A 26,369-nucleotide genomic window follows, 5' to 3' on the forward strand; every position below is an offset into this window, starting at 1 on the left:
TAAGTACCTGATTTTGTTATTGTAGGCACAAAGCAGGAATTCCTGTCAGGAACTGTTAATGAACAGATCGGAGCACCTGTCACTTCAGCATCTGCTGCCGGAGTATTCTCTTAAGTATTCTCCAGAGCATTCGCTCCAGATTGCTTAAGGATTAAGGAAAGGACAAAACCAGAGATGGAATCTAATCAGAAACACGACAAACTGATCCTCAACAATGCTCCTTTTGGTCAGCTCGGCCTCATTCCCGTTTCCGGTTGTGAAAAAATGGGGAGAGAAATTGACTACTATTTGAAACAGTGGCGCACCGAGCGCCAGCACGAACATGAAGACAGCCCCGCATTCGCAGGCTATCAGCGCCCCACTTATATCATAGACTCCAAGGTTCCGCGTTTCGGGACCGGCGAGGGAAAGGGCGTCCTTTACCAGTCTGTCCGCGGAATGGATCTGTACATCCTCGTTGACGTTGTCAACTACAGCGAGACCTATCGTATGTTCAGTTTTGACAACCACATGTCTCCCGATGATCATTTCCAGAACCTGAAACGTGTGATCGCCGCTGTCGGCGGCAAAGCCCGCAGGATCACAGTGATCATGCCCTATCTCTATGAGAGTATTCAGTCCAAGCGTACTACGAGGGAATCTCTGGACTGCGCGCTCGCTCTACAGGAGCTCGTCCGTATGGGAGTCGATAACATTCTCACCTTCGACGCTCATGATCCCCGTGTCCAGAACGCGATCCCGCTCAATGGATTTGATACCGTCCAGCCTGCTTATCAGTTTATCAAGGGTCTCCTGAATGCCTACAAAGACCTGCAGATCGACAGCGACCACATGCTGATCATCAGTCCGGATGAGGGCGGTATGAAGAGAGCCGTCTATTTTGCCAATGTCATGGGACTGGATATGGGCATGTTTTATAAGCGGCGCGACTACACGAAGCTCGTCAACGGCACCAATCCCATTGTTGCCTTTGAATTCCTCGGTTCCAGTGTAAAGGGCAAGGACATGGTCATCATCGATGACATCCTCTCCACCGGAGACAGCGCCCTTGAGGTTGCACAGGCCCTGAAGAAACGTGGGGCCAGACGCGTCTTTTTCTTCGCTACGTTCGGTCTGTTCACCCGCGGCCTTGAAAAATTTGATGATGCCTACAAAAACGGCACGATCGACAAGGTCTTTACGACCAATCTCACCTATCAGCCGAAGGAACTGCTGGAGAAACCCTGGCACTACAGCTGTGATATGAGCAAATATATTGCCTATCTCATCGATACTCTCAATCACGACAGTTCCATCAGCAAGCTCATCGACCCGGCTGAGCGCATCTTCAACGTTCTGGAGCGCTACAATGCCGGTCAGTACATCGACTGAGCCCTCCCGGTCATCGGAAGGTCCTTGTAACCACAGCCTGAACCACAGTTGCGCACAGCCGCACATATCTGCGGGCCGTACGCGCCGGTGAACCTGATCCAGAGCCCCACAGTGCTTTATCGAAAATACTGAAAAGCGCTTTTTCGAAAAATACTGAAAATAAATACTGAAAATAAAGAAAGAGCCCGCACAGGGCGGCAGAAGCCGGAATCAGGTTCCGGTCCCCCCGTCCTGTGCGGGCTTGTTTTTCGTCTGTTTTTCACGATGGAAAATCAGTTCTAAAGCTCTGCAAATCTCTAATGCGGCCCCTCTATTCAGGCTCTCTGCTCAGACTCTCTATCCAGCCAATCTGCAAACTCTATATACAGTCTTCTTTTCAAACTTTCTCTTACAGACTCTCTGTGCTGACTCTGCAGGGGAATCGTGTGCAGCAGGCAGCGGCTTTCGGCAGCAGAAGCCCTTCAGGCTCTGCTATGGTCAGAGGTCGATCTGGATAGTCCTGCCCGTTCTTTCGTACTGCCGGTAGGTCACGCCTGCCGCGTCAAACATCCTCTTGCTCGCGATCGTGCTGTCCGCCTCCGCATACTTGTCACTGTCATAAACGACATTGCGGATCCCCGACTGGATGATCGCCTTGGCGCATTCGTTGCAGGGAAAGAGAGTGACATACAGGGTTGCTCCTTCAAGGCTGCCTCCCCTGTAATTGAGGATCGCGTTCAGTTCACTGTGGGTCACATAGGGATACTTGGTCATCAGAGGCTTTCCATCTCTGCCCCAGGGGAAATCGTCGTCTGAACATCCTGTCGGAAGCCCGTTGTATCCCATGGAAAGGATCTTGTGCTCATCGCTGACAATGCAGCAGCCGACCTGCGTGCTGGGGTCTTTGGAACGCATCCCGGAAAGCTGTGCGACTCCCATAAAGTATTCATCCCAGGAAATATATCCTTTTCTTTTTCCTGTCATTTTTCCCCCTTTCCGCTGTTCGTTTAATCGGCATAGTGATATTGCGGAATTCTTTACGTTGTTTCTTTACGCTGTCAACCGGCTGTTTTTATTTTGTCCCGAAGATCCTGTCTCCCGCATCTCCCAGGCCGGGGACAATATATCCGTGTTCATTCAGGTGGTCATCCAGCGCGCCAATGTAGAGGTCTACATCCGGATGGGCTTCCTGAAACGCGCGCACGCCTTCCGGCGCCGCGATAATGCACAGAAAGCAAAGCTTTTTGCACCCGTGCTCCTTGAGCATCTGGACAGCCGCGATGGCGGATCCGCCTGTAGCGAACATGGGATCTACGACGAAGATCTGTCTCTCCCCCACATCCGCGGGAAGCTTGCAGTAATATTCCACAGGCTTGAGGGTCTGGGGATCCCTGTAAAGTCCGATGTGACCGACCTTGGCTGCGGGGATCATCGCCAGCATGCCTTCCACCATTCCCAGGCCCGCCCGGAGGATAGGCACGACAGCAAGCTTCTTTCCCTTGAGCTCCTTGGAGACAGTCCTGCAGATCGGAGTCTCGATCTCCACGTCCTCCAGCTCCAGGTCTCTTGTCGCCTCATAGCACAGGAGCATGGCTATTTCCGAGATGTTCTCCCTGAATTCCTTGGTCCCTGTTTCCTTTTTCCTGATGATACCGATTTTGTGTGAAATCAAAGGGTGATTCATGATAAATGTTTTTGCCATTGTTTCCTCCTGCCACTCCTATGGCCTTATACATGCACGATGCGGCTGCCCGCTGCCTTGAGCAGGCGGTTCATGACCGCCCGTCCCACTCCGCTGGTATCAAATGCTTCTGCGTAGATCTCCTCAGCTCCCTCATCGTCAAATTCCCTGAGGATCCTGAAAAGTTCTCCGGCGACTGCCTCCCTGTCCTGTCTGGAGCCTGCGCTCCTTACGATATCCGCTTCGTATCTGTCCTTTGTCTCGTCGGTACAAATCACGCCTGTCCGGATCCCCGATGCCCTGCACCTGCGGATCCGGTCATTGACATAAGCCGTGACCGCCTCTCTCGTGCCGTCCACGACTGTCAGAGTCCCCTTCGGCGCGTAATGGCGGTATTTCATCCCCGGGGCTTTGGGTGCGGTATCATCGTCAAGACCCGGCACAAGACTGCCTGCATCCACGTCTCCCAGGAGCCCGGAAAGGTTTTCCCATGTAATAAATCCCGGACGCAGAATGACCGGAGTCTCCTCCGTCAGGTCAATGATCGTGGACTCCAGTCCCAGACCGACCTTTCCGCCGTCAATGATCATATCCACCCGGCCATCCAGATCCTCCCTGCAATATCTTGCCAGCGTAGGGCTCGGCCTCCCCGAGCGATTCGCGCTGGGCGCGGCAATAAAACCTCCGCCTGCTTCGATCAGGGCCTGTGCGATCCTGTTGGATGGAAAACGGACCGCCACCGTATCCAGTCCTCCCGTCGTCTCCGGGGGAAGCTCCGGCTTTTTCGGCAGGATCATTGTGAGCGGTCCCGGCCAGAAGGTCTCCGCCAGCCGCCAACCTGCGGGAGGCACCTTCAATGCCACCTTTTCAAGATCCTCAAGCCTGTAGATATGGACGATCAGCGGATTGTCCGAGGGTCTTCCCTTCGCCGCGTAAATCTTTCTGGATGACTCCGGATTAAAAGCATCCCCGCCAAGACCGTAGACAGTCTCCGTCGGAAAGGCGACCAGCCCTCCGCCGCGCAGGATCTCACCGGCCTGCAGGATCACGGGTATGTCGATCTTCTCTTCTGTCATCTTTACATAAATAGTCTTCATACCGTTTCTGTCCTGCCAGCCTTGTCCTGTTTTTGTCCCTTCAGCCTGTCTTTTATGTCTGTCATTTTTTCTGTTTTTTTGCCTGTTATTTTCTGCCTGTCATTTTTGGTCTGTCATTTTTTGATATAGTCCTCGATCTTGTCCCAGACATCATTTGTCTCAAGACCAAGCCTCCAGACAGCCAGGCCGTGGATTCCGTTTTCTTCCATTACATCGAGCTTGCACTTAACGGATCTTTTGTCCTCGAGCCAGATCTGGTAAAGCGTATCTCCGGACTGTTTCTCGGCATAGTACTGACCGGCCGTGCTGTTCCATTCCTTTTTCATATCATGCTCGGCCATAAAGGCCTTCGCTTCGACCATATCCAGCATCTGGGAACTGACCTTTCCCTTTTTTGTCTCCCAACCTCTGGTATAGAAGGGAATGGCATTGATCAGGCGGTCGGCAGGGACCTCTTTGAGCATCTCCTGGATCCCGTACTCGACGTAGCCGATCGAAGCGACGCTTCCGGCCTCCTCGCTCCCCGCAAAGTGTTCATCATATCCCATGAGGATCACATAGTCCGCGTATCTGGCCTGCTCCTCCAGATCGTAGAAGTCATTGAAATTGTAAGGAACATAATTGTTGACGGAAATAAACAGGCCTGCATTGCGGCAGGCAATGCCGATCTCCCGGACAAACTCCACAAAGTCCGGTCCCTCAGCTTCGGTCAGACCCTCAATGTCGACATTGATTCCTTCGATCCCGTATTTCAGAGCTTCCTCCACGACCGTCCTGATCACCTTCTGCCTGCCGGCATAGGTTTCAAGGAACTGTGTATAGAGCCTGCCGTCGTGATTCTGGAAATTATCCAGGACTCCCCAGACCTGCATGCCGTTGTCATGCGCGGTCTTTATATAGTCACGGGAGGCCTTGTTGTCGATATCCCCGTCTTCACTGTCCAGGGTAAACCAGGTCGGGGCCAGCACATTGATCGCCTTTGTCCCCACCAGCATCCCGGGCATAAATTCATTGCTTTCTTTGAAGCTGATGACATTCCAGGCCAGACAGACGCGGCCGTCCATTTTCCTGTATTCTATCTCCGGCTCCACGACATCAGTCACAGGTTCCAGCTCCTGTTCGCGGGTCTCCGTCAGATACTTGTTCTCAATATAACCGTAAAACCCGTCTGCTGTCTCAATGCGCGTCCATTCATCCACTGTCTCAAGGACCAGGACATCTGTTCCCTGCTCCACAGCGGCGATGATCGGCGCCTTGACCCCTCCGAGCGTCCGCATATTTGTATCGCTCTTGAGGGTCGCCATCTGTTCCTTACCCCAGGCGGTGCGGAGAACGACGCGGTTGGGACCTGTGTAAACAGCATAGTAGAAATTCGTAAACTTCCTGATATATTCAAGAGCGATATAAAGAGTGTCCCCCTCCAGGACAGCCGGCGCGTAAGCCGTCTCCTGAGCGCCGCTTTTGCTGCTCACCCAGCCAGTATTCCCGACCGTTGCCACGATCTGTTCATCGGGGTAGCAATAGCTCAGCGTGCCGTCTTTCTTTCCATAATAAAAGCGGTCATTCAGGAGACTTTTGACAGTCTCAAAGTCGAGATAACAGGTGTCCCCGAATCTCCGCGCATGCATTTCCGAGACAAAATTTTCGTAGATCACCGGAAAATCGTCCCCGTCCTGTACGCCGTAATATTCATCCAGATTCTGGCGCTCATTTGTATACATGTAATGATCATAATAAAGTTTACAAAAGGCTCCTCCCAGAACCGCAATGAGGATAACAGTGATAATAAAGGGGACAGCTTTCTTCATTCCTCGCCTCTTTTCCGATCTCTCTTTTCTGATAGGAGGACACTCCCGAAAAACGGGTCATCCTGCCTGTCTCGCATCCTGTCTGTCTCATTTGTTTAAGTCCGGAACCCGATCCCGCTGTTCCGCTCATCCGGGAGCAGGTCTGAATTATTATAGCACAAGAAAGAAGCATAGAAAAGACGGAGCCTGCCCGCCGGTCCGGTACCTGCGCTGCCGCACAGGCAGAGCACACACAGTCAGATCAGTCTGTTGACCGGAGCCGAAAGCGGCACAGGCTCTCCCGAAGATATGCCCGAAAGACCTGGTATCGAGAAGCATTCAGACAGCCGGTCTCCGGGGTCCTCCTGGAACAGGGGACAATGCCGGCCGGCTGATAGAAAAGTGGCTGCGGAGCTTGTAAAGGATGTAGAATCATACCGTGAGATGAATCCCCATGCTCCTGATCCCGCCGGATCACATCTGAATTACATTCCAAATTACTGTCAAAATCATTGTATCTTTTCATACAGACAGGACAGGCCCTGCTTCACTATGGAATATTTGGCGCGAATATTCAGGTGTACTTGTATGACAAACAGTGAGCAGATAATCTCAAACAGATAATCTCATTATGCTGAACTATCAGTCGAAGTATCCCTAAAGTTCCGTCAGGCAGCCTTCCCCGCGAAATCCTCTTCCCTCCTTTCTGAATCAAAAATTCTGAATCTGAAATAATCCGGTGCGGGAACAAGGCTATTGTAAAAGACGCCTTTTTCGCACACAATAGCCCCGGCCTCCTTAATTCCTTAAACCGGGATTTTAGTGATTTTCGCACAAACCGCTTAAGTGATTTTCGGAGTTTAAGTTGTTTTCGTAGTTTAAACGGTTTTCGCAGTTTAAGCGGTTTTCGATACTTTCAGAATTTTCGTGACTTTCGCAGTTTTCGATATTTTCGGGGCTTAAGGGGCTTTCGATGCTTTCGGACTGAATGCTTTGACCACAGAGTTATGTCATGCTATGATGATATTGCCGAGGCGATGATACCGGCCTGCGAAGCCGGAACCCCCGGACTTTCCGACCGTACAGTTCGAATCATTTAACAGTCGAAAAATAATTGAGGAAATCCTACACAATGAAGATTGAAAAAATAAATGAGAACCAGATCCGCTGCTTTCTCTCAAAACAGGAGCTGGACTCCCGGCATCTCCATCTCAAGGAACTCGCATATGGAACGGAAAAAGCAAGGGCTCTGTTCCAGGAGCTGATGGAGGAAGCCTTCCGCCAATATGGTTTTATTGTGGAGAACATGCCGGTCATGGTAGAAGCCGTGCCGCTGCAGGACGACAGTCTGGTCCTGATCATCACCAGGGTGGAAAATCCGGAGGAGCTTGATACGAGGTTTTCGAATTTCGCGCCGTCTGTCAAAAGCGGAGGGGAAGACGAAGGAGCAAAAGACTCTTCATCTGTTCTGAGCCAGCTTCTTGAGACGATCCGGCGGGAGCTGGGAGAATCCCCGGAGAAATCTGCGGAAAAAGGATCCCCCGCCTCCGGCGTCGATCCTCAGCCCGGGACCGCACGCTCTTCGGGACAGGACAGCAAAAATCCCCCCGCCCCGGAAAGCAGAAAAGCTCAGGGAGTACTCCATCCGGATCCTCAGCTGTACACCTTTCACTCGCTCGGAAGAGCTGCGGATGCCGCCTGCATGGTCCCGGATTTCTCAGGAAAAAGCTCCCTCTACCGCGACCCTGCTGACTCAAAATATTATCTGTTTCTGCTTCCTTCGGAAGATACCGACGCCGCTGTCTTCAGCCGGGTGCTTTCCACCTTCTCCGAATTCGGCAGGTCCGAATACATCACTCCGGCGCGCGAACAGTATCTGAAGGAGCACTGTGAGGTGCTCTGCGCCGCCGACGCTGTCGCAAGACTCACGGCGCTCGGGCAAAACTGACTGCCCTGATCCGCCCTCACAGACTTTGATTCCCCGATTCTCAAAAATCACCCCGCGGTCCGTCCGGTCCGCGGTTTTTTTTATGGAATTCATCCAAATGTTAGTTTTTATTAACCGCTTTTTTCATACATTTGTAATGAATATTTTCTGATACAATCCCTAAAATCGCATTGCAATTTGCACAATGCGATGTTAACATAAATATGCTGGATCCACTATGAAGGTTTTCTGTACTTCACGTTCACCGGTCCCTTTTTGTGGGGGGCGGGGAACCTGATCCTGTACCATCGGGGTTCGCGCGGATAAATTCTGTCTGTTTCGCGTTCTCTATCATGAAGGCGTAAACACGGAGCCGGATTCCTGCGCCGCAGGATCTGAGGGGGATCCGTACAGCCAGGCCTTGTTTCAGGTGGTATGCATGGTGGTACCGGCATATCCGGAACATGCGTTTGCTGCATCTTTTGAGCAGCCGTAACCTGTCCGGGATCGCAGGACAGTTACATATAGTGTCAAATGCGGTAACCGCTTCACATTTACAGGAGGACAATGTAATGGCAAGAAAGTTTCTCACCATGGATGGTAACGAAGCTGCTGCACACGCCGCGTATGCGTATACAGAAGTAGCTACCATCTATCCCATCACTCCTTCATCCGTCATGCCTGAGCATGTCGATGAGTGGGCAACAGCCGGCAGAAAGAATATCTTCGGCCAGAAGGTTCGTGTCACGGAGCTGCAGTCCGAGGCAGGCGCTGCTGCTGCAGTTCACGGCTCCATCGCCGCAGGTGCGATGACCTCCACCTTCACGGCTTCCCAGGGTCTTCTTCTGATGATCCCGAACCTTTACAAGATCGCCGGTGAAGGTCTTCCGGCAGTCTGCAACGTCTCTGCACGTGCTGTATGTTCCCACGCGCTGAACATCTTCGGCGACCACTCCGACGTCTACGCTGCCCGTCAGACCGGCTGCGCGATGCTCTGCGAGTCCAGCGTACAGGAAGTCATGGACCTGACCCCCGTTGCTTACTGCGCGGCAGTCAAGGGCAAACTTCCTTTCATCAACTTCTTTGACGGCTTCCGTACCTCCCATGAAATCCAGAAGATCCAGATCTGGGATTATGAAGATCTCGACGACATGATCGACCACGAAGCGATCGCCGAGTTCCGTAACAACTGCCTGAACCCCACACATCCCCGTGAGATGGGCTCCGCGCAGAACCCCGACATCTTCTTCCAGACCCGTGAGGCCTGCAACCCTTACTACGATGCAATGCCCGCGATCGTCCAGGGTTACATGGACAAGGTCAATGCCAAGATCGGCACAGATTATAAGCTGTTCAACTACTACGGCGCTCCCGATGCCGAGAAGATCATCATCGCCATGGGTTCCGTCAATGAGACCATCGAAGAGACTGTCGATTATCTCATGGGCAAGGGCGAGAAGGTCGGCGTAGTCAAGGTCCGCCTGTACAGGCCTTTCTGCACCGAGGCATTCCTCGCAGCCATCCCGGATTCCGTGAAGCAGATCTCCGTCCTCGACAGGACAAAAGAGCCCGGCTCCATCGGCGAGCCTCTGGCACTGGATGTCAAGGCTGCTCTGGCTGATTCCAAGTTCAAGGATGTTCCCGTGTTCTCCGGCCGTTACGGCCTGGGTTCCAAGGACACCACACCTGCTCAGATCATCGCTGTTTACAAGAACAACGAGAAGAAGACCTTCACCATCGGTATCTATGATGATGTCACGAACCTGTCCCTCGACGCAGGCAAGGAAATCGTCACAACTCCCGAAGGCACGATCTGCTGCAAGTTCTGGGGCCTTGGCGCTGACGGTACTGTCGGTGCGAACAAGAACTCCATCAAGATCATCGGCGACAACACCGACATGTATGCACAGGCATACTTTGATTATGACTCCAAGAAGTCCGGCGGCGTGACCATGTCCCACCTCCGCTTCGGCAAGAAGCCCATCAAGTCCACTTATCTGGTACGCCAGGCGAACTTCGTCGCATGCCACAACCCGGCATACATCCGCAAGTTCAACATGTCCCAGGAGCTGGTCGACGGCGGCACGTTCCTTCTGAACTGCAGCTGGGGCACACCTGAAGGCCTTGAGACCCACCTTCCTCCTCAGGTCAAGCGCTTCATCCACGACCACAACATCCAGTTCTACACCATCGACGGTGTCAAGATCGGTATCGAGACCGGCATGGGCCCGACCAGGATCAACACCATCCTGCAGTCCGCATTCTTCAAACTTGCCAACATCATCCCTGAGGAAGATGCCATCAGGCTTATGAAGGAAGCTGCTCAGAAGACCTACGGCCGCAAGGGTCAGGACGTTGTCGACAAGAACTGCGCCGCTATCGACGCAGGTGCCAAGAACGTCGTCAAGGTTGATGTTCCCGACAGCTGGGGCAAGTGCGAAGGCGAAGAGTATGACATCGCTGTCGCTTCCGGCGACCGTAAGGACGTCGTTGACTTCGTCAACAACATCCAGGCTAAGGTCAACGGACAGGAAGGTAACAAGGTTCCTGTATCCGTCGTTTCCACATACTATGAAGGCTCCACACCTTCCGGCTCCGCCGCATTCGAGAAGCGCGGTATCGCCGTCAACGTTCCTGTATGGAACAGCGCAAACTGCATCCAGTGTACATTCTGCTCTTATGTCTGCCCTCACGCCGCGATCCGTACGATGGCTCTGACAGAAGAAGAAGCAGCCAAGATGCCTGCCGGCACTGTCTGCCTGAATCTGAACGGCATGCCCGGCTACAAGTTCGCGATCGTTGTTTCCTCGCTCGACTGCACGGGCTGCGGAAGCTGCGCGAATGTCTGCCCTGGCATGAAGGGCAACAAGGCTCTGGTCATGACCCGTCTGGAAGAGGGCATGGCTCAGCCCAACGAGCAGGAAGCTTTCAACACCGCCGTCAAGTTCCCGATCAAGAAGGACGTCGTTGCGAAGTTCAAAGAGACCACCGTCAAGGGTTCCCAGTTCAAGCAGCCTCTGCTTGAGTTCTCCGGCGCATGCGCAGGCTGCGGCGAGACTCCTTATGCTAAGCTGATCACTCAGCTGTTCGGCGACAGGATGTTCATCGCGAACGCTACCGGATGCTCCTCCATCTGGGGTAACTCCTCTCCTTCCACTCCTTACACGGTTGACGCGAACGGCCACGGTCCTGCATGGTCCAACTCCCTGTTCGAAGATGCTGCTGAGTTCGGTTATGGTATGTTCCTGGCCAACGAAGCACTCCGTGAGAGCCTCAAGGAGAAGGTCGAGGCCATCAAAGAGACTGCCGGCGACGCCGTGAAGGCTGCTGCTGACAAGTGGCTCGAGACCTATTCGATCGGCGCTGAGAACGGCGCTGCCACCGACGCTCTGGTCGCTGCTCTCGAGGCAGACGGCTCTGACGCCGCAAAGGCAATCGTTGAGCAGAAACAGTTCCTGGCCAAGAAGTCCCAGTGGGTCTTCGGTGGTGACGGCTGGGCATACGATATCGGCTACGGCGGTGTCGACCACGTCCTCGCTTCCGGCAAGGATATCAACGTCTTCTGCTTCAACACTGAGGTTTACTCCAACACCGGCGGTCAGTCCTCCAAGGCTACCCCGATCGGTGCTGTCGCACAGTTTGCTGCAGGCGGTAAGGAAGTCAAGCAGAAAGACCTCGCAGCCATGGCAATGAGCTACGGCTACGTCTATGTCGCTCAGATCGCTATGGGCGCTAACATGAAGCAGTGTATCGATGCTATCGCAGAGGCTGAGGCATATCCCGGACCTTCGCTGATCATCGCTTACGCTCCTTGCATCAACCACGGCATCAAGAAGGGCATGGCCAAGGTTCAGGACGAGGAGAAACTCGCAGTGAGCACTGGCTACTGGAACCTGTTCCGCTTCAACCCTGCCGGCGGCGCCAAGAAGTTCACCCTTGATTCCAAGGCTGGCACCGGCGATTATCAGGAGTTCCTGAAGGGCGAGGTCCGTTACATGTCCCTGCAGAAGGCAAATCCTGCCAACGCAGCCAAGATGTATGCGGAGAACGAGGCCAATGCAAAGGCCAAGTTCGAGTACCTGAGCAAACTTGGAGCTCTGTACAACGAATAATTCAGACAATTGATCAGGATCTGCGGCAGGCAGGCTCTCCTGTCTGCCCTCCTGAAAAGCGGCTCTACCGTAACCGGTGCGCTTGGCGCCCGGCACCTGGATATAAAAGGATACAATACAAAAAAACCTGTTTTGTGTCCAATTAGTATCTTGACGGTATAAGTAAAAGCCGTTATGATGTAAGCAACAAGCCACAGGCAGGCACGCAAGTGCTTCCTGTGGCTTGTATCAGGATTAGGTTATTTAGCACTCGCTAACTCCAACCCGGTTCTGTTATGTTTTATGCTTATAGCAATTCTTTAAGATTGAAAGGAGAACTTCAAAATGGCACGTGTTATTAATGATACCTGCATCAGCTGCGGAAGCTGCGCTTCCTCCTGCCCCGTCGACGCTATCAGCCAGGGCGATTCCCAGTACGTCATCGACGCTGATACCTGCATCGATTGCGGTGCTTGCGAAGGCACATGTCCTACAGGCGCGATTGTTGAGGCATAATCTGTATATCTGATTATTATCTGAATGCAATCTAAAGAGAGAGCAGAAGAGGTATGGATACTTCTTCTGCTCTCGTTTTTTCATTCTGTTCGTTTATATCTGGATTCTATTCGTTTTTATCTGGCCAGATTTGCAAATTTAGTCAGCTGAGGCTGCCAGCTGAGCTCCACCGTCCCGATCGGGCCGTTTCTCTGCTTTGCGATGATGATCTCTGCTATTCCCTTCTTCTCGGAATCCTCATTATAGTAATCATCACGGTAAATGAACATCACAAGATCCGCGTCCTGCTCGATCGCTCCGGATTCACGCAGGTCGGAGAGCATGGGGCGATGATTCGGACGTGATTCGACCGCCCTGGAAAGCTGCGAGAGGGCTACAACAGGTACATTGAGTTCTCTGGCAAGTGCTTTCAGAGACCGGGAAATATCCGAGATCTCCTGCTGTCTGGAATCCCCGCTCCTGCCTGACCCGCTCATCAACTGCAGATAATCGATGATCACCATCTCAAGGCCGAATTCCAGCTTGTATTTACGGCATTTGGAGCGCAGCTCAGGCACTGAAATCGCAGGAGTATCATCAATGATCAGCCGGCTCTCTCCTATCCTTTCAGCGCTCTCTATGATCTCCGCCCACTCAGTCTCTGTCAGGTCACCGGTACGTATCTTCTGGGCATCGACATGGGACTGCATGGCTATGATCCTGTTTACCAGCTGTTCCTTTGACATTTCCAGAGAAAAGATTCCGATACACCTGTTTTCTCTGAGCGAGGCGTGTTCAGCTATGTTCAGGACCAGTGCTGTCTTTCCCATGGAAGGTCGGGCCGCGATCAGTATAAAGTCTGCGGGCTGCAGGCCCGCTGTCCGGTTGTCCAGGTCTGTAAACCCCGTCGACAGTCCGGTCACACTGCCTTTGATCCTTGAAGCCGCCTCGATCCTGTCCATGGCATTAAGCACGATCTCATTGATCGGAACGAAGCCGGAGGCTGTCCTTCTCTGAGAGATCTCAAAGATCCTCTTCTCTGCCCTGTCGAGCAGGGCCTCCATATCTTCATTCTGCGCATAGCAGTTTCCCGCGATCTCCTCATTCGCCCGGATCATGGTGCGGAGCAGCGATTTTTCCGCCACGATCTCCGCATAAGATTTAATATTGGCGGAGGAAGGAACAGCTGTGATCAGCTCGCGCAAAAGCTCATCCGAATACATCTCCGGAGGAAGATTCTTCTCACGAAGCCTGGTCTGCAGAGTAACGGGGTCGATCGCCGTCCCCTTCCTCGTCATATCAAGCATAGTCTGGAAAAGAATCCCGTTCTGTCTGGCGTAAAAGTCCTCCTCCTTAATGATTTCGGCAGCTGTCTCCACTGCCTCCGGATCGATCAGCATGGCGCCCAGAACAGAACGTTCTGCTTCCAGGCTGTGGGGCATCACTCTGCTGATCACATCTTCCTGTGCCATTTTCCCTCCTGAGGATCTTTAAAGCTTCATCGCTCCGTTCTTCCTTACGGGGTATCGGAATATAAAGCCTGAAGCATTACGTTAATTAGGCCTGCGTAACTTTGAGCATGAATTTTGCAGTCACCTGGGGATGCAGCCGGATCGGGATCTCGAAATTCCCGAAGGATTTAATGGGATCGGAAAGCTGGATCTTTTTTTTGTCCAGATCCAGATTGTACTGCTTTTTGGCTTCCTGGGCGATCTCTTTGGCACTGACAGAACCGAAAACACGGCCTCCCTCTCCGGCTTTCATGGTGACTACGACAGTGACCTTCTCCAGGTCCTTAGCAAGCTTCTGTGCATCGGCAAGGCGCTCAGCCGCCTCTTTGGCCTCACGCTGTTTTTTGAGCTTGAGGTCATTTTTATTTTTGTCATTTGCTTCTACACCCAGCTTTTTGGGGATCACGTAATTTCTTGCATACCCGTCGCTGACATTTACGATCTCACCCTCTTTTCCGAGAGACTTCACATCCTGCAAAAGAATCACTTTCATACTCTTACCTCCTGCGGAGCTGTCAGGAGAGCTCATCTCCGACACGCTTCCAATACTTATTTGTTTCCAGCTTCCCTGTAACACATGTGATTTCGGGAAGCCGTTAAGGAACATTTCCGGGCACTGTTAAGGAACAGGTCCTTATACCAGACTGCCTTAGAATTACATTGGGATTATTTTTTCTCATTGTATTCTCAGGCGTCAATTTCACCGCCTTCAATCATCTCATCGATGACTTTTTTGACCTTCTCGATACACTCCTCAACAGTGATATCCGTCATCTGGCACCCGGCCATATTGATGTGGCCTCCGCCGCCCAAATGTTCCATAATGATCTGAACATTGATCTCATCGATTGACCTGGCACTGACAAATATCTGTCCGTTGTACTGGGTCAGCACAAAGCTGGCTTTCACTCTGTCAATATTGAGCAGCTGGTTGGCCGCCTGGGCCGCTACGACGGTAGGGCTCCGAAGCCCCTCCCCATTGCAGACAGAAAAGGCAAAGAAATCCCTGTAGATCTCCGCCTGGGAGACCGCATCTGCTTTTGCCTTATAATCGGCTGCCTCCTCGCGGAACATCTTTCTGACTCGAACGACGTCGGCTCCGCTGCGCCGCAGAAATGCCGCCGCCTCAAAGGTCCTTACTCCTGCCTTGTTAACAAATCCGTCTGTGTCTACGACGATCCCTCCGTACATCGCATCCGCTTCTTCCGGGTGCAGACGGATATTTTCTCCTGTATACTGGACGATCTCCGCGACCATTTCACAGGCAGAGGAAGCAAAGGCTTCCACATAGGAAAGCGTGGCGCCCTCGATCACGTCCTTGCCGGCACGGTGGTGGTCCAGAACGACAATGGACTTGGAATGGGTGAGAAGTTCCGGGCACTCGGTCCTCGCCGGACTGTTGACATCCACGACTACAACACAGGCATTGTCCGTGACCGCTTCCAGGGCCTGAGCACTGGTAAGGATAAAATCCTTCCCGTATTCCGGATTATTGTCAAACAGACGCAGGACCTGTTCGATGGAGATCGTGCGCTCATTGATAACAATGTACGCCTTCTTTCCCAGAGTCCTGGCGATCCTGTAGATACCGACAGCAGCGCCGAAGCTGTCCGGATCACCCATTTTGTGGCCCATGATGAAAACGCTGTCCCTGGCGCGTATGATCTCCTTGAGGGCCTGAGCCTTGACACGGGCCTTGACACGGGTGTTTTTCTCGACCTGACGTGTCTTGCCGCCATAATAGACAATATTATCAGGCGATTTCACGACCGCCTGATCACCGCCCCTGCCCAGGGCCAGATCGACCGCATTGCGGGCAAACTCATAATTCTGCGCATAGGCAAGCCCGTCTACGCCGAAACCAAGGCTCAGAGTGACCGCTATTTCATTTCCGACACTCACCTTTTTGACGTCCTCCAGAACGTCAAAATGTCCGGCCTGAAGTTCATGCAGAGACTTTTTGCGCAGAACGACCAGGAACTTGTCTTTCTCGATCTTGCTGCAGATGCCGTCGATGGAGCTGATATACTGGTTGACCCTCCGGTCGATCAGCGCGATCAGCAGAGCCTTTCTGACCTCCTCAACCGTCTCAATGACCTCCTCATAGTTATCGATATAAAAGAGGCCGATGGCGAGGCTCTGGTCATCCACTTCCCTGACTGCAAGCCTGACTGCCGTATTATCCACCAGGTTCAGCGCAATAACCGCTCCGCTGACCTTGTTTCCGAACATCACCTGACTGCCGGCCAGATATTCCGACTTCACACGCCGCATCTGGGCGGAATAACTGTTTCCGACCAGCTCGACGGGCACCTTGACTGTTTTATCATCCGTAGGAAAAACATCCCTGGTCAGGGCAGGAATAACGGTCGAAATAGGGCGCTTATAATTTCTGTCCCTGCTGATCGCCTCCTCAAAGGCGGGGTTCATCCACAGGATATGACCGCCTTCATCCAGCATTGCATACGGCATATCCAGCTCCTGCAGCAGGAGATCCTCAAAGTTGTGGAATTCCTCAGTATAATTTGACATCTCTTTGAGGTACATCGCCCGGCTGTTCACATATCCCCAGACCATGACCACCGTATAGATCACACAGAAAAAAGATAAGGCCGCAAAAGAATGCCAGTCCAGAAACAGGATCAGAAAATCCACCAGCCAGAGTATGATTCCCAGAATCAGTGAGATCCGGAAATAGCCCTGCATCCGTCCCTTTCTCTTCTTTTCCGTTTCCTGTGCATCCTTGGAATCCCCCAGCTCTTCATCAGGCGCAAAAGGATCCAGCTGCTCAGCACTATTGCTTGTATTCATGAAGTACTCCATTTATCTGTTTGTATGCCCGGCCAGACATCTGGTCTGTCCGCCGCATGCGGTCCGCTGACCGGCAATGCAATCGACAAAGGTTATTGTACCATTTCATGGGTGTCTCTGACAACATCATGGCTGTCTCTGACAGCAAGTGGAACTAATGAAACTATTCAGCCAGTCCGCGGCCTGCTCCATCCCCTCCTGAGTAAAAGGAAAATCCCGAACCGTCTTGAGGGTATCCTCTGTCGCCGCGTAACTGTAGGGCTCCGGCCAGACAACCGCGCGGAGAGAGGCCTCTCCCCGCTTATCCGGCGGTGTAAAGTGGACATTCTTCAGCGGTTCACGGGCGATGCGGAAACGCCATCCGCTCCGGCTTCCGTAATATGCCTCTCCATATTCATAATGGACAAAGGGAAAAAGCTCTTTCACGGAGATCAGGTCCGGTGCATCACCGGCATTCTTCCCATCCTGTCTGACTTCTTCCCTGCCGTCTTCAGTTTTTTTCCCTGCATCCAGTTCCATATTGACTGCCCTTCCGATTCCTCCCGCCCGGACATACTCCAGTATATAAATATTAATATCACTGGTCACCTGTTGACCAGGCCCGGGGGGATAAGAAATAATTGATAAATGCTTAGACCGCCTCTGTCTCTGGCGCATTTCCCGTATACAGGTGGTAGTACCGTTTTCTGAGAGCGATCAGCTCATCGTGGGTACCCTGCTCAATGATCCTTCCCTGCTCGAGAACGATGATCAGGTCGCTGTTACGGATCGTGGACAGCCGGTGGGCAATGACAAAGGTAGTCCTTCCCTTCATCAGCTGATCCATTCCCGCCTGGACGATCTTTTCTGTCCGCGTATCGATGGAGCTGGTCGCTTCGTCGAGGATGAGCGCAGGAGGATCCGCTATGGCCGCGCGGGCGATCGCCAGGAGCTGGCGCTGGCCCTGGGAGAGGTTTGCCCCGTCTCCTGTCAGCATGGTGTCATAGCCATCAGGCAGACGCCGGATAAAGCTGTCGGCATTGGCGAGCTTTGCCGCGCTGATGATCTCCTCCTCCGTGGCATCCAGCTTACCGTAGCGGATGTTATCGCGCACGGTGCCGGTAAAGAGGTGGGTATCCTGCAGGACAATGCCCAGAGAACGGCGCAGATCTCCCTTTCGGATCTTGTTGACATTGATATTATCATAGCGGATCTTTCCGTCCTGAATATCATAGAACCGGTTGATCAGATTTGTGATCGTAGTCTTTCCTGCACCGGTAGAGCCGACAAGGGCGATCTTCATGCCGGGTTTTGCATGGATCCAGATGTTGTGAAGGACGATTTTGTCATCCCTGTACCCGAAATCGACGCCGTTAAAGGTAATATCTCCCTCCAGCGCCTGATAGGTGGTGCTGTCTGTCGCCTTGTGATAATGCTTCCAGGCCCACTTCCCGGTGTGTTCCTGCACTTCGACGATCTCCCCGTTTTCGTCCTGCCGGCAGTTGACCAGCATGACGTAACCGTCATCCGTCTCCGGGTCCGCATCCAACAGGGCGAAAATACGCTCCGCGCCCGCGAGAGCCATAATGATACTGTTGAACTGCATGCTCACCTGGTTAATAGGCATGGTAAAACTGCGGTTAAAGGTCAGAAAGCTGGCAAGAGATCCGACCGTAAATCCCGCAAAGGTATTGATCGCCAGTATACCTCCGACGATCGCGCAGATCACGTAGTTGGCATTTCCCAGCTGACCGTTGACAGGCGCAATAATGTTCGCGAAACCGTTTGCTTTGGAAGCACTCTGAAAGAGTTCCTCATTGAGCTCATCAAACTGACGGATCGCATCCTTCTCATGACAGAAAACCTTGACGACTTTTTCCCCTGTCATCGTCTCTTCTATGAAACCGTTCAGCCTGCCCAGGTTTCTCTGCTGCGCGATAAAGTTCCGGCCCGAAAGAGCGGTCACCCTGGCAGAAGCCAGCAGCATAACACCGATCATGAGGATGGCCACAAACGTAAGCGGAACACTCAGGACCAGCATCATGGAAAAGATGCTGACGATCGTGATGGAGCTGTTGAGGAGCTGGGGCAGACTCTGGCTGATCATCTGGCGCAGGGTGTCGATGTCATTGGTATAGACAGACATAATATCCCCGTGCGCATGGGTGTCAAAATATTTGACCGGCAGGCTCTCCATATGTTCGAAAAGTTCGATCCTGAGCCGCTTCATGGTCCCCTGCGTGACAAAGGCCATCGTCCTCGCCTGAAAATAGGTGGCACCAATGCCGATCATATAAAAACAGGCGACCCGGGCCATTGCATGCAGCAGAGGAGAAAAATCAGGAGCCTGCTCCCCCGCCTTTACCTGCTCTACCATCGGAGTGATGTAGCTGTCGATCAGTGTCCGGGTGAACATAGTTCCCTGAATATTCGCAAGAACAGCCACCACTATACAGACTGCCACCAACGCGATCTGGATCCCGTAAAAGCGGAATACATAGGAAAAAATCCTGCGAAGGAGCTTTCCGGGGTTTTCCACCTTTGGCCGGGGTCTTCCCCTCATTCCCCGCGGGCCGTTTCCGACCTCCTTAACCTTTTCTGCCATTTCATTCCCTTTACTTTAAAAAATGCTTCGAAAATATTTAATATTTGAAAAGTGGTATGCTTCGGTCCATCCGGCCAGTCTGTCCGGGATCCGTGAAAAGACCCCGGTTACGTAAGCCTGTCAAAATCGGCGTCCGCCCCTTCTCCGGTCTGGGATTCATAGACTTCCCGGTAGATCCGGTTTCCTGCCAGCAGCTCTTCGTGGGACCCGAATCCGTTGACACGGCCGTTTTCCATTACGATGATCCTGTCACAGGACTGGACACTGGAGATCCTCTGGGAAATGATCAGTCTGGTGGTATCAGGGATCTCTTCAGCAAAAGCTTTACGGATCTTTGCGTCCGTAGCTGTATCCACGGCGCTGGTGCTGTCGTCCAGAATCAGGATCCTGGGTTTCCTCAAAAGGGCGCGGGCAATGCACAGGCGCTGCTTCTGCCCACCGGAGACATTCGTCCCGCCCTGTTCGATATAGGTATTATAGCCCTCCGGCATTTTTTCAATAAACTCATGCGCACAGGCAAGAACGCAGGCCCGGCGGCATTCCTCGTCCGTGGCGTTCTCATCCCCCCAGCGCAGGTTTTCATAGATCGTCCCGGAAAACAACACATTTTTCTGAAGGACGACCGCGACCTGCCTGCGCAGAACATCCAGATCATACTCCCTGACGTCAATTCCGCCCACGAGAATACGCCCTTTCGTGACGTCGTACAGGCGGCTGATCAGGTTGACCAGACTGGATTTCGCGCTTCCGGTGCCGCCGATGATACCGATGCTCTCACCTGCCCGGATCTCCAGGTCAATATCCTTGAGCACAGGTTCCGACGCCTCAGGATCATAGGAAAAATCCACATGCTCGAACCGGATGCTGCCGTCCGGAACCTCCATGACCGGGTTTTCCGGATTTGTCAGAGAGCTCTTTTCATCAATGACTTCCGCGATACGCCTGGCGCTGGCCTCCGACATGGTGATCATGATAAAAATCATAGAGAGCATCATCAGGCTCATCAGGATGTTCATGCAGTAGGTCAGAAGGCTCATGAGATTGCCGGTCGTCAGCGTATCGGAGACGATCATATTGGCGCCGAACCAGCTGATCAGAAGTATGCAGGAATAGACTACGCCCATCATGACCGGGGAAATGCTCACGATCCGCAGCTCCGCCCGGATGAACATCTCGTAGATCTGTTCCGCCGCGTTCCTGAACTTTTTATTTTCATAATCTTCGCGGACATAAGCCTTGACCACGCGGATGGCAGAAACATTTTCCTGCACGCTCTCGTTCATGAGGTCGTAGCGCTCAAAGACCTGCTTGAAATACCTGGTCGTCGTGCGCATCATCACAACCATGAACACAGCCAGAAAGGCCACGGCAATGAAATAAATGCTCGCCAGGCGCGGACTGATGATCACGGACATCACCATGGCCACGATCATCGTGGACGGTGCCCGCATAGCCATTCTGAGCGTCATCATAAAAGCAGTCTGTATATTGGTGACATCTGTCGTGAGCCTGGTCACCAGGCTGGAAGTCGAAAAGTGATCGATATTTAAAAAAGAAAATGTCTGGATGTTGTCAAACATTGCCTTGCGCAGATTCCTGGCCAGTCCCGCTCCTGCCTTTGCGGCAAAAAAACCGCCCAGGATCCCTGCGGTGAGCCCCAGCAGGGCCACCACGATCATCACTGCTCCGGTCCGGATAATGAATTCCACATTCCCCGCCATCACACCGTAATCCACGATCCTGCCCATCAGGATCGGGATGATCATCTCGCAGATCACTTCCCCAAGCATACAGACAGGTGTAAGGATCGCGACCAGCCTGAATTCCTTCACCTGTGCCAATAGTGTTTTTATCATAAAATTTCCCCTGTCCTCCGGGTTTATACCGGTCCGTCAGGCAATTCCCTCCATTCCTTCGTTTATCATGTCATTCATTTCGTCATCCATCCCTTCATCCGCCGGGACCTCCTTTTCCGGTTCCGCTTCATTCCCGGATCCCGAATCCACCGGATCCATGTACAGGGTCTCAATATCCAGCGACTGCACAGGACTGTAACTCTTTACAGGGTTCTCCCGCACATCCAGATATTCCAGAGCCGTCAGAGAGGCGAGAGGTTCCAGATCGCTGATCTCGTTGTTCTGCAGTTCAAGTACCTTCAAAAGGGAAAGACCACGGAGCGGGCTGATATCCCTGACCCGGTTATCGGATATATACAGCTTCTCCATCTCCGGCATATTTTCCAGAGCGGACAGGTCTCTCACCCTGTTGCTGCCGATCATCAGCAGGGAAAGACCGCTCATCCCGGCCAGGGGACGGAGGTCCCCAATCTCATTGTTCCAGAGATTGAGCTGCTTCATATTTACAAGACCTGTGAGGGCGGAGAGGTCAGAGACCCCGTCGCTGTACAGAGTCAGTACTTCGAGACCGGAAAGCTCCGAGAGCGGACTGATGTCCTCCAGCTGGTTTCCGCCCAGATGCAGAATGCCGAGATGGTGCAGGTTCTGCAGGGGACTGATGTCCGAGATCCGGTTCTCCTCCAGATACAACTGTGTCAGTTCTGTCAAAGTAGTCAGTGGTGTGAGATTGCTGATCTGGTTATTCTGCAGATAGAGCCGCTGCAGCCCTGTCAGATTTCTCAACGGGAGCAGGTCAGTGATCAGATTGTTATCCAGGCACAGGCCCTCCAGCCTGGTCATCCCGGCAAGAGGCGTCAGGTCGCTGATCCCGTTCCCGGACAGATCCACACTGGTAAGCGCAGGAAACCGGTCGAGCACGGACATATCTTTAATGCCCGTGCCTGACAGATCCAGATACGTGACTCCGGCGATATCTTCTTTGGTGATCTCTCCCGCTGAAATTCCGGCAGCTTCACGTACGGCCTGCTCCACCGCTTCGTTCTCCCAGCTGAGTCCCTCCGGCTTTGGAGCCGGTTCAGGCTCAGAAACCGGTTCCGGATCTATTTCCTCCTTTTGGCCCTCTTTGTTTTCAGGCTGATCTGCCTTCTCCTCTGACTGTTCTGTTTTCCCCGACTGTACGGGGACAAAATCATAACCGTTCAGCGAAGGATCCGGCAGCCGCTTCACGATCCTGGGAATGATAAGGATCAGGAGGACCACAGGGATCGCCGCGAGCAGCACAGGAAACAGTCCACCCCGTTTCCTGCCGCCTGCCTTCGTAGACTTGTCCGCACCGGTCTGTTTTACCGCGCTTTTCTTTCTCTTTTTACGGGGTGGATCCTGAATCTCCTCGAACTCATCATCCAGCTCATCCCAGTCATCTTCAGCAAAATGATCATCCTGCTCCGTTTCCTGTCTGGAAGGAGAAAACTGGCGTCTCCTGCTTCCCAGCATGGGAACGCTGTTGTCCCTGCCGCAGCGGGGGCAAACCGGGATCCCTTCTGTCAGCTCTGTTCCGCAGTAGCTGCAGAACCGAATTTGATCCATCATTTCTATTACCTCCCCGCCCTCAACAGGGCAGAAAAAGCCTTCAAATCATCTGGTTGAATTATAAATCTTCTGTCCAAAGATGGCAATCCAATATGGGAAGAGGAGACAGATGTTCACTAACTGTTCACTCATTGGAAAACGGGGTTCAGCGAATTGAAAAAGAATCGAAAAAGAATTGAAAAAGAAAAACACCCGGCAGCGGGATAAACTGCCGGGTGTTCTTCAAGGGATGTTACAAGATGCTTAGGGGGGTAATATATTAGCAAGATGCTTTCGCACCGTACTAATTTTTTTAAAAAGCCTGCTTTCCGCTTATGCGAAGGAGACTTTGACCAGAAAGGAATCTTTGTTATTTTTTTATCTTTCTTTCTGACAATAGTATGATAGCACTTCACAGAAGGAATGAATAGATAATATTTTGACAAACATTTTACTTTTTTTGTCTTTTTTCTGTTTCTATTGCACAACCGGCTTGCAGTTCCTGCTTTCTTCTCCTATGATAATACAAAACCGAAGCGATCCATCAGAAAACCTGATTCCTGACCAGTAAAAAAGGAGGACCTTATGCCCGGATCCAATGTCTATATCCCAAAATATGAGCTGATCAACAAAAATTTTTCTGTGGATTTCCGAAGCAATGGCGCTTATATCCCTGCCCATTGGCATTCGGCTCTTGAGATCACCTATCTTCTCGATGGTCAGGCAGAATACAGCACAGAAGGCGTCAATCACACCATGGTCAAGGGTGAGTTCTATGTCGTTGATTCAGGGAAGATCCACGAATTCAGATGCCCCCAGGACTGCATGCTGATGGTCATCCATATCGATGATGAATATATTTCCTCTTTCATGGAAAACCAGCGCAACTTTATGATCCTCTGCGACCGGACTGAGCTCACAGAGGAGCTGGTGGAGGTATATCTTCGCCTGTGTGATTCTCTTCAGGAGCTCGTCCAGCTGTGTATCGACCAGCCTTACGGCTTCAGGATCCAGAGCGAATCCCTGATCCTGCACATCCTCTTTGAGCTGGTCTCAAATTTTTCTTTCCAGCTCTATCGGGACGACCTGCCGGAGCCCGCCAAGGATCAGCGCCGAATCAAGGATATCGTGTCTTTCATTGCCACTAATTATGACAGGCCGATCTCACTTGATGAGATCTCTGCCCATTTCGGCCTGAGCAACGAGTACTTCAGCCGTTTTTTTACGAACAAGATCGGTATCCCCTTCAAAAAACATCTGAATCAGGTCCGGATGTCCCACATCTATCACGACCTGTGCACAACAGACACCCCGATCATGGAAATCGTAGAGAGACATGGTTTCTCCAACTACAAACTATTCAACCGGATGTTCAGGGAGATCTATGGCACGACTCCCCGGGAACTGCGCAGGAGGATTTCCCGCAGGAACACATAAAATTAAACCGCCTGTACAGCTGACCATTTGTCCGGCCAACTGTACAGGCGGTTTTCCTTATGCATTTTAATACATATTAGATGTTTTTATACTATCAGCCCTCATCCGGGGCTTCAGGAGCCTTCCCGTCCCTGACGGGATTGTGGCACCGCACGAAATGCTCACCCTTTTCTCCCGGCGAAAGGACATTTTTCAGTTCCGGCCAGGTCCGGCAGGCGTCAGTGGCGTAGGGACAGCGATGGTAAAAATCACAGCCGTCCGGAACAGATTCCCGGCGCGTCTCGGTAAAAGCGTACCGGCTGAGTTCGTCTGCCTTTTCAATTTCCGGAATGGCCGACAGCAGCATCCTGGTATAGGGATGGAGCGGGTTGTTGTACAGGCTCTCCGCATCCCCCTGCTCCACAATGCTCCCGCGGTACATGACCGCGATCCTGTCACAAAGATAATACACCACGTTCAGATTGTGGGAGATGAAGAGCATCGCAAAGTCCTTGCGGTCGTGGATCTCCTGAAACAGGTTGAGGATCTGGGCGCCGACCGAGACATCAAGGGCGGATGTCGCTTCATCCGCGATCACGAGCTCAGGATCGATCATCAGTGCGGCGCCGATGCAGACACGCTGTCTCTGTCCTCCAGACAGCTCGCGGGGCAGGCGGTCCGCATAGGACTCATCCAGTCCCACCAGCTTGAGCATCTCGATCACTTTCTGCCGGCGGGATTCCTTTGTCCCCATGCCGTGGGCGAGCAGGGGTTCCTCCATCGTCTGCGCGATCGTCCGCCGCGGATTCAGCGCGCTGAGGGGATCCTGAAAGACCGCCTGGACGCTCCTGGTGAATTCTTTGCGGTTATTGCGGGAATACTTCATCCCTGCGACACGGATCTCTCCGTCAAAGGGGATCATGCCCAGCACAGCCTTTCCCAGTGTGGATTTACCGCAGCCGCTCTCTCCCACAAGACCGAAGATCTCATCTCTGTGGATCGTCAGGCTCACATCATTGAGCACGCGGGTCATCTTATCTTTTGAAAAAAAGCCCGCTCCGCTGTCCCGGTACCTGTTTGTCACATGTTCTATTTCCAGGATCTCTTTACACTTGTTTTCCATCTGACCAGCCCTTACTCCGCATTTGTTCCATAGTGGTGACACCACAGGATATGCTCATCCGAGATCGTTTTCCGCCCGGGATACTCCGTAAAACACAGCTTGTCCGCACTCTCGCAGCGCGATGCAAAAGGACACGGAGGCTTCTCCTCGGTAACAGGAGGAACACGGCCCGGAATGCTCGCAAGGGGAGCGCCCTTCATACGGCGGGTCGGAATGGAAGAAATCAGGCCCTGGGTATAGGGATGGACAGGATTTTTCAAAATATCCTCCGTGCGGCCCTGCTCCACGATCTTTCCCGCATACATCACCAGCACACGGCTGCAGATCTTGTTGATGACTCCCAGGTCATGAGAGATCAGAAGAACAGCCGTACCGGTCTGCCGGTTGACCTCCTGCAGGAGCTCCAGAACATGAGCCTGCGTCGTCACATCCAGAGCTGTCGTCGGTTCATCCGCGATCAGCAGCTTGGGACGGGCTATGATCCCCATGGCGATCATGACACGCTGCCGCATGCCGCCGGACAGCTCATGAGGGTACATGCGCATGGCCTTTTCAGGATCAGGCAGTCCAACCATCTGCAAAGCTTCCAGGGTCCGCTTTTCGATCTCTTCGCGGGAATGACTGCCGTGAAGCAGGAGGACCTCTCCTACCTGCGTCCCGATCCTCTGAAGCGGGTTGAGGCTTGTCATAGGCTCCTGAAAGATCATGGTCATATCGTTCCCGTTGATCTCCCGGCGTTCTGCCGCCGAGATCGTCCGCAGGTCCTTTCCGTCAAAGATCATACTGCCGTCAGTCACCTTGATATGGTTCTTGAGCAGATCCTGAAGGGCCAGGGCCGTCATGCTCTTGCCGCATCCCGACTCACCGACGATTCCGACGATCTCTCCCTTTCCAACCGTGAAACTGATACGGTTGACCATCTTGTAAGACGTGCCGCCCTCGTACAGCGTGATCGTCATATGTTTTACTTCGAGAATATTCTCATCCATACTGGCTGTCATCTGCCGTTTCCCCTTTTTTATCTCAGGAACTGTACATAAGTGTACTAAAGGAAGAAAGATCTGCCTTCCT

18 protein-coding genes are annotated in these 26,369 nt (G+C 52.6%); 5 read left to right on the forward strand and 13 right to left on the reverse strand.

Going from position 1 to position 26,369, the window contains the following annotated elements; genetic code table 11:
• Positions 1-174: 174 nt before the first annotated feature.
• Positions 175-1,371, forward strand: a complete 1,197-nt coding sequence (locus tag BLT02_RS02165) for a ribose-phosphate pyrophosphokinase (protein WP_092991223.1) — start codon at positions 175-177, stop codon at positions 1,369-1,371.
• Between the two features lie 477 nt (positions 1,372-1,848).
• On the opposite strand, the gene BLT02_RS02170 is transcribed toward BLT02_RS02165, so the two are convergent.
• From BLT02_RS02170 to BLT02_RS02185, 4 genes are all read right to left on the reverse strand, one after another.
• Positions 1,849-2,334: a deoxycytidylate deaminase gene (locus tag BLT02_RS02170; protein ID WP_092991224.1), complete on the reverse strand. Its 486-nt coding sequence runs from the start codon at positions 2,332-2,334 to the stop codon at positions 1,849-1,851.
• 88 nt (positions 2,335-2,422) lie between these two features.
• Positions 2,423-3,052 carry a uracil phosphoribosyltransferase gene (gene upp, locus BLT02_RS02175; RefSeq protein ID WP_092991225.1) on the reverse strand — a complete coding sequence of 210 codons (630 nt, stop codon included), beginning with the start codon at positions 3,050-3,052 and terminating at the stop codon, positions 2,423-2,425.
• A 26-nt stretch (positions 3,053-3,078) separates the two neighbouring features.
• Positions 3,079-4,128, reverse strand: coding sequence for an L-threonylcarbamoyladenylate synthase (locus tag BLT02_RS02180; protein WP_092991226.1), 1,050 nt, complete (start codon positions 4,126-4,128; stop codon positions 3,079-3,081).
• 113 nt (positions 4,129-4,241) lie between these two features.
• Positions 4,242-5,936 carry a glycosyl hydrolase family 18 protein gene (locus tag BLT02_RS02185; RefSeq protein ID WP_092991227.1) on the reverse strand — a complete coding sequence of 565 codons (1,695 nt, stop codon included), beginning with the start codon at positions 5,934-5,936 and terminating at the stop codon, positions 4,242-4,244.
• Between the two features lie 1,111 nt (positions 5,937-7,047).
• Between BLT02_RS02185 and BLT02_RS02190 the strand changes: the two genes are divergently transcribed.
• The 3 genes from BLT02_RS02190 to BLT02_RS02205 all read left to right on the forward strand — a co-directional run bounded on the left by BLT02_RS02190 (position 7,048) and on the right by BLT02_RS02205 (position 12,449).
• The gene (locus tag BLT02_RS02190) at positions 7,048-7,863 is read left to right on the forward strand and encodes an adaptor protein MecA (RefSeq protein ID WP_092991228.1); all 816 of its coding nucleotides are present in this window, start codon (positions 7,048-7,050) and stop codon (positions 7,861-7,863) included.
• 551 nt (positions 7,864-8,414) lie between these two features.
• The gene (nifJ, locus tag BLT02_RS02200) at positions 8,415-11,954 is read left to right on the forward strand and encodes a pyruvate:ferredoxin (flavodoxin) oxidoreductase (protein WP_092991230.1); all 3,540 of its coding nucleotides are present in this window, start codon (positions 8,415-8,417) and stop codon (positions 11,952-11,954) included.
• A gap of 324 nt (positions 11,955-12,278) precedes the next feature.
• Entirely contained in the window at positions 12,279-12,449 is a 171-nt protein-coding gene (locus BLT02_RS02205; protein WP_092991231.1) for a DUF362 domain-containing protein, read from the forward strand.
• 116 nt (positions 12,450-12,565) lie between these two features.
• On the opposite strand, the gene dnaB is transcribed toward BLT02_RS02205, so the two are convergent.
• From dnaB to BLT02_RS02240, 7 genes are all read right to left on the reverse strand, one after another.
• Positions 12,566-13,900: a replicative DNA helicase gene (gene dnaB / locus BLT02_RS02210; protein WP_092991232.1), complete on the reverse strand. Its 1,335-nt coding sequence runs from the start codon at positions 13,898-13,900 to the stop codon at positions 12,566-12,568.
• An 85-nt stretch (positions 13,901-13,985) separates the two neighbouring features.
• On the reverse strand, positions 13,986-14,432 hold the full coding sequence (gene rplI / locus BLT02_RS02215) for a 50S ribosomal protein L9 (RefSeq protein ID WP_092991233.1): 447 nt from the start codon (positions 14,430-14,432) through the stop codon (positions 13,986-13,988).
• Positions 14,433-14,626: 194 nt separating this feature from the next.
• The gene (locus tag BLT02_RS02220; RefSeq protein WP_092991234.1) at positions 14,627-16,750 is read right to left on the reverse strand and encodes a DHH family phosphoesterase; all 2,124 of its coding nucleotides are present in this window, start codon (positions 16,748-16,750) and stop codon (positions 14,627-14,629) included.
• A 126-nt stretch (positions 16,751-16,876) separates the two neighbouring features.
• Positions 16,877-17,269, reverse strand: coding sequence for a hypothetical protein (locus tag BLT02_RS02225; RefSeq protein ID WP_242869677.1), 393 nt, complete (start codon positions 17,267-17,269; stop codon positions 16,877-16,879).
• Positions 17,270-17,381: 112 nt separating this feature from the next.
• Positions 17,382-19,334, reverse strand: coding sequence for an ABC transporter ATP-binding protein (locus BLT02_RS02230; RefSeq protein ID WP_092991235.1), 1,953 nt, complete (start codon positions 19,332-19,334; stop codon positions 17,382-17,384).
• Between the two features lie 107 nt (positions 19,335-19,441).
• Entirely contained in the window at positions 19,442-21,190 is a 1,749-nt protein-coding gene (locus BLT02_RS02235; RefSeq protein WP_092991236.1) for an ABC transporter ATP-binding protein, read from the reverse strand.
• 36 nt (positions 21,191-21,226) lie between these two features.
• Positions 21,227-22,780 carry a leucine-rich repeat domain-containing protein gene (locus BLT02_RS02240; RefSeq protein ID WP_092991237.1) on the reverse strand — a complete coding sequence of 518 codons (1,554 nt, stop codon included), beginning with the start codon at positions 22,778-22,780 and terminating at the stop codon, positions 21,227-21,229.
• 564 nt (positions 22,781-23,344) lie between these two features.
• Here BLT02_RS02240 and BLT02_RS02245 point away from each other — a divergent pair.
• The gene (locus BLT02_RS02245) at positions 23,345-24,196 is read left to right on the forward strand and encodes an AraC family transcriptional regulator (RefSeq protein ID WP_092991238.1); all 852 of its coding nucleotides are present in this window, start codon (positions 23,345-23,347) and stop codon (positions 24,194-24,196) included.
• Between the two features lie 94 nt (positions 24,197-24,290).
• Here BLT02_RS02245 and BLT02_RS02250 read toward each other — a convergent pair whose 3' ends face one another.
• Positions 24,291-25,298, reverse strand: coding sequence for an ABC transporter ATP-binding protein (locus BLT02_RS02250; RefSeq protein ID WP_092991239.1), 1,008 nt, complete (start codon positions 25,296-25,298; stop codon positions 24,291-24,293).
• Positions 25,299-25,309: 11 nt separating this feature from the next.
• Positions 25,310-26,299, reverse strand: coding sequence for an ABC transporter ATP-binding protein (locus BLT02_RS02255; RefSeq protein ID WP_092991240.1), 990 nt, complete (start codon positions 26,297-26,299; stop codon positions 25,310-25,312).
• Positions 26,300-26,369 lie beyond the last annotated feature (70 nt).

The organism is Sarcina sp. DSM 11001, assembly GCF_900101015.1.
Lineage (GTDB): Bacteria > Bacillota > Clostridia > Lachnospirales > Lachnospiraceae > CAG-791.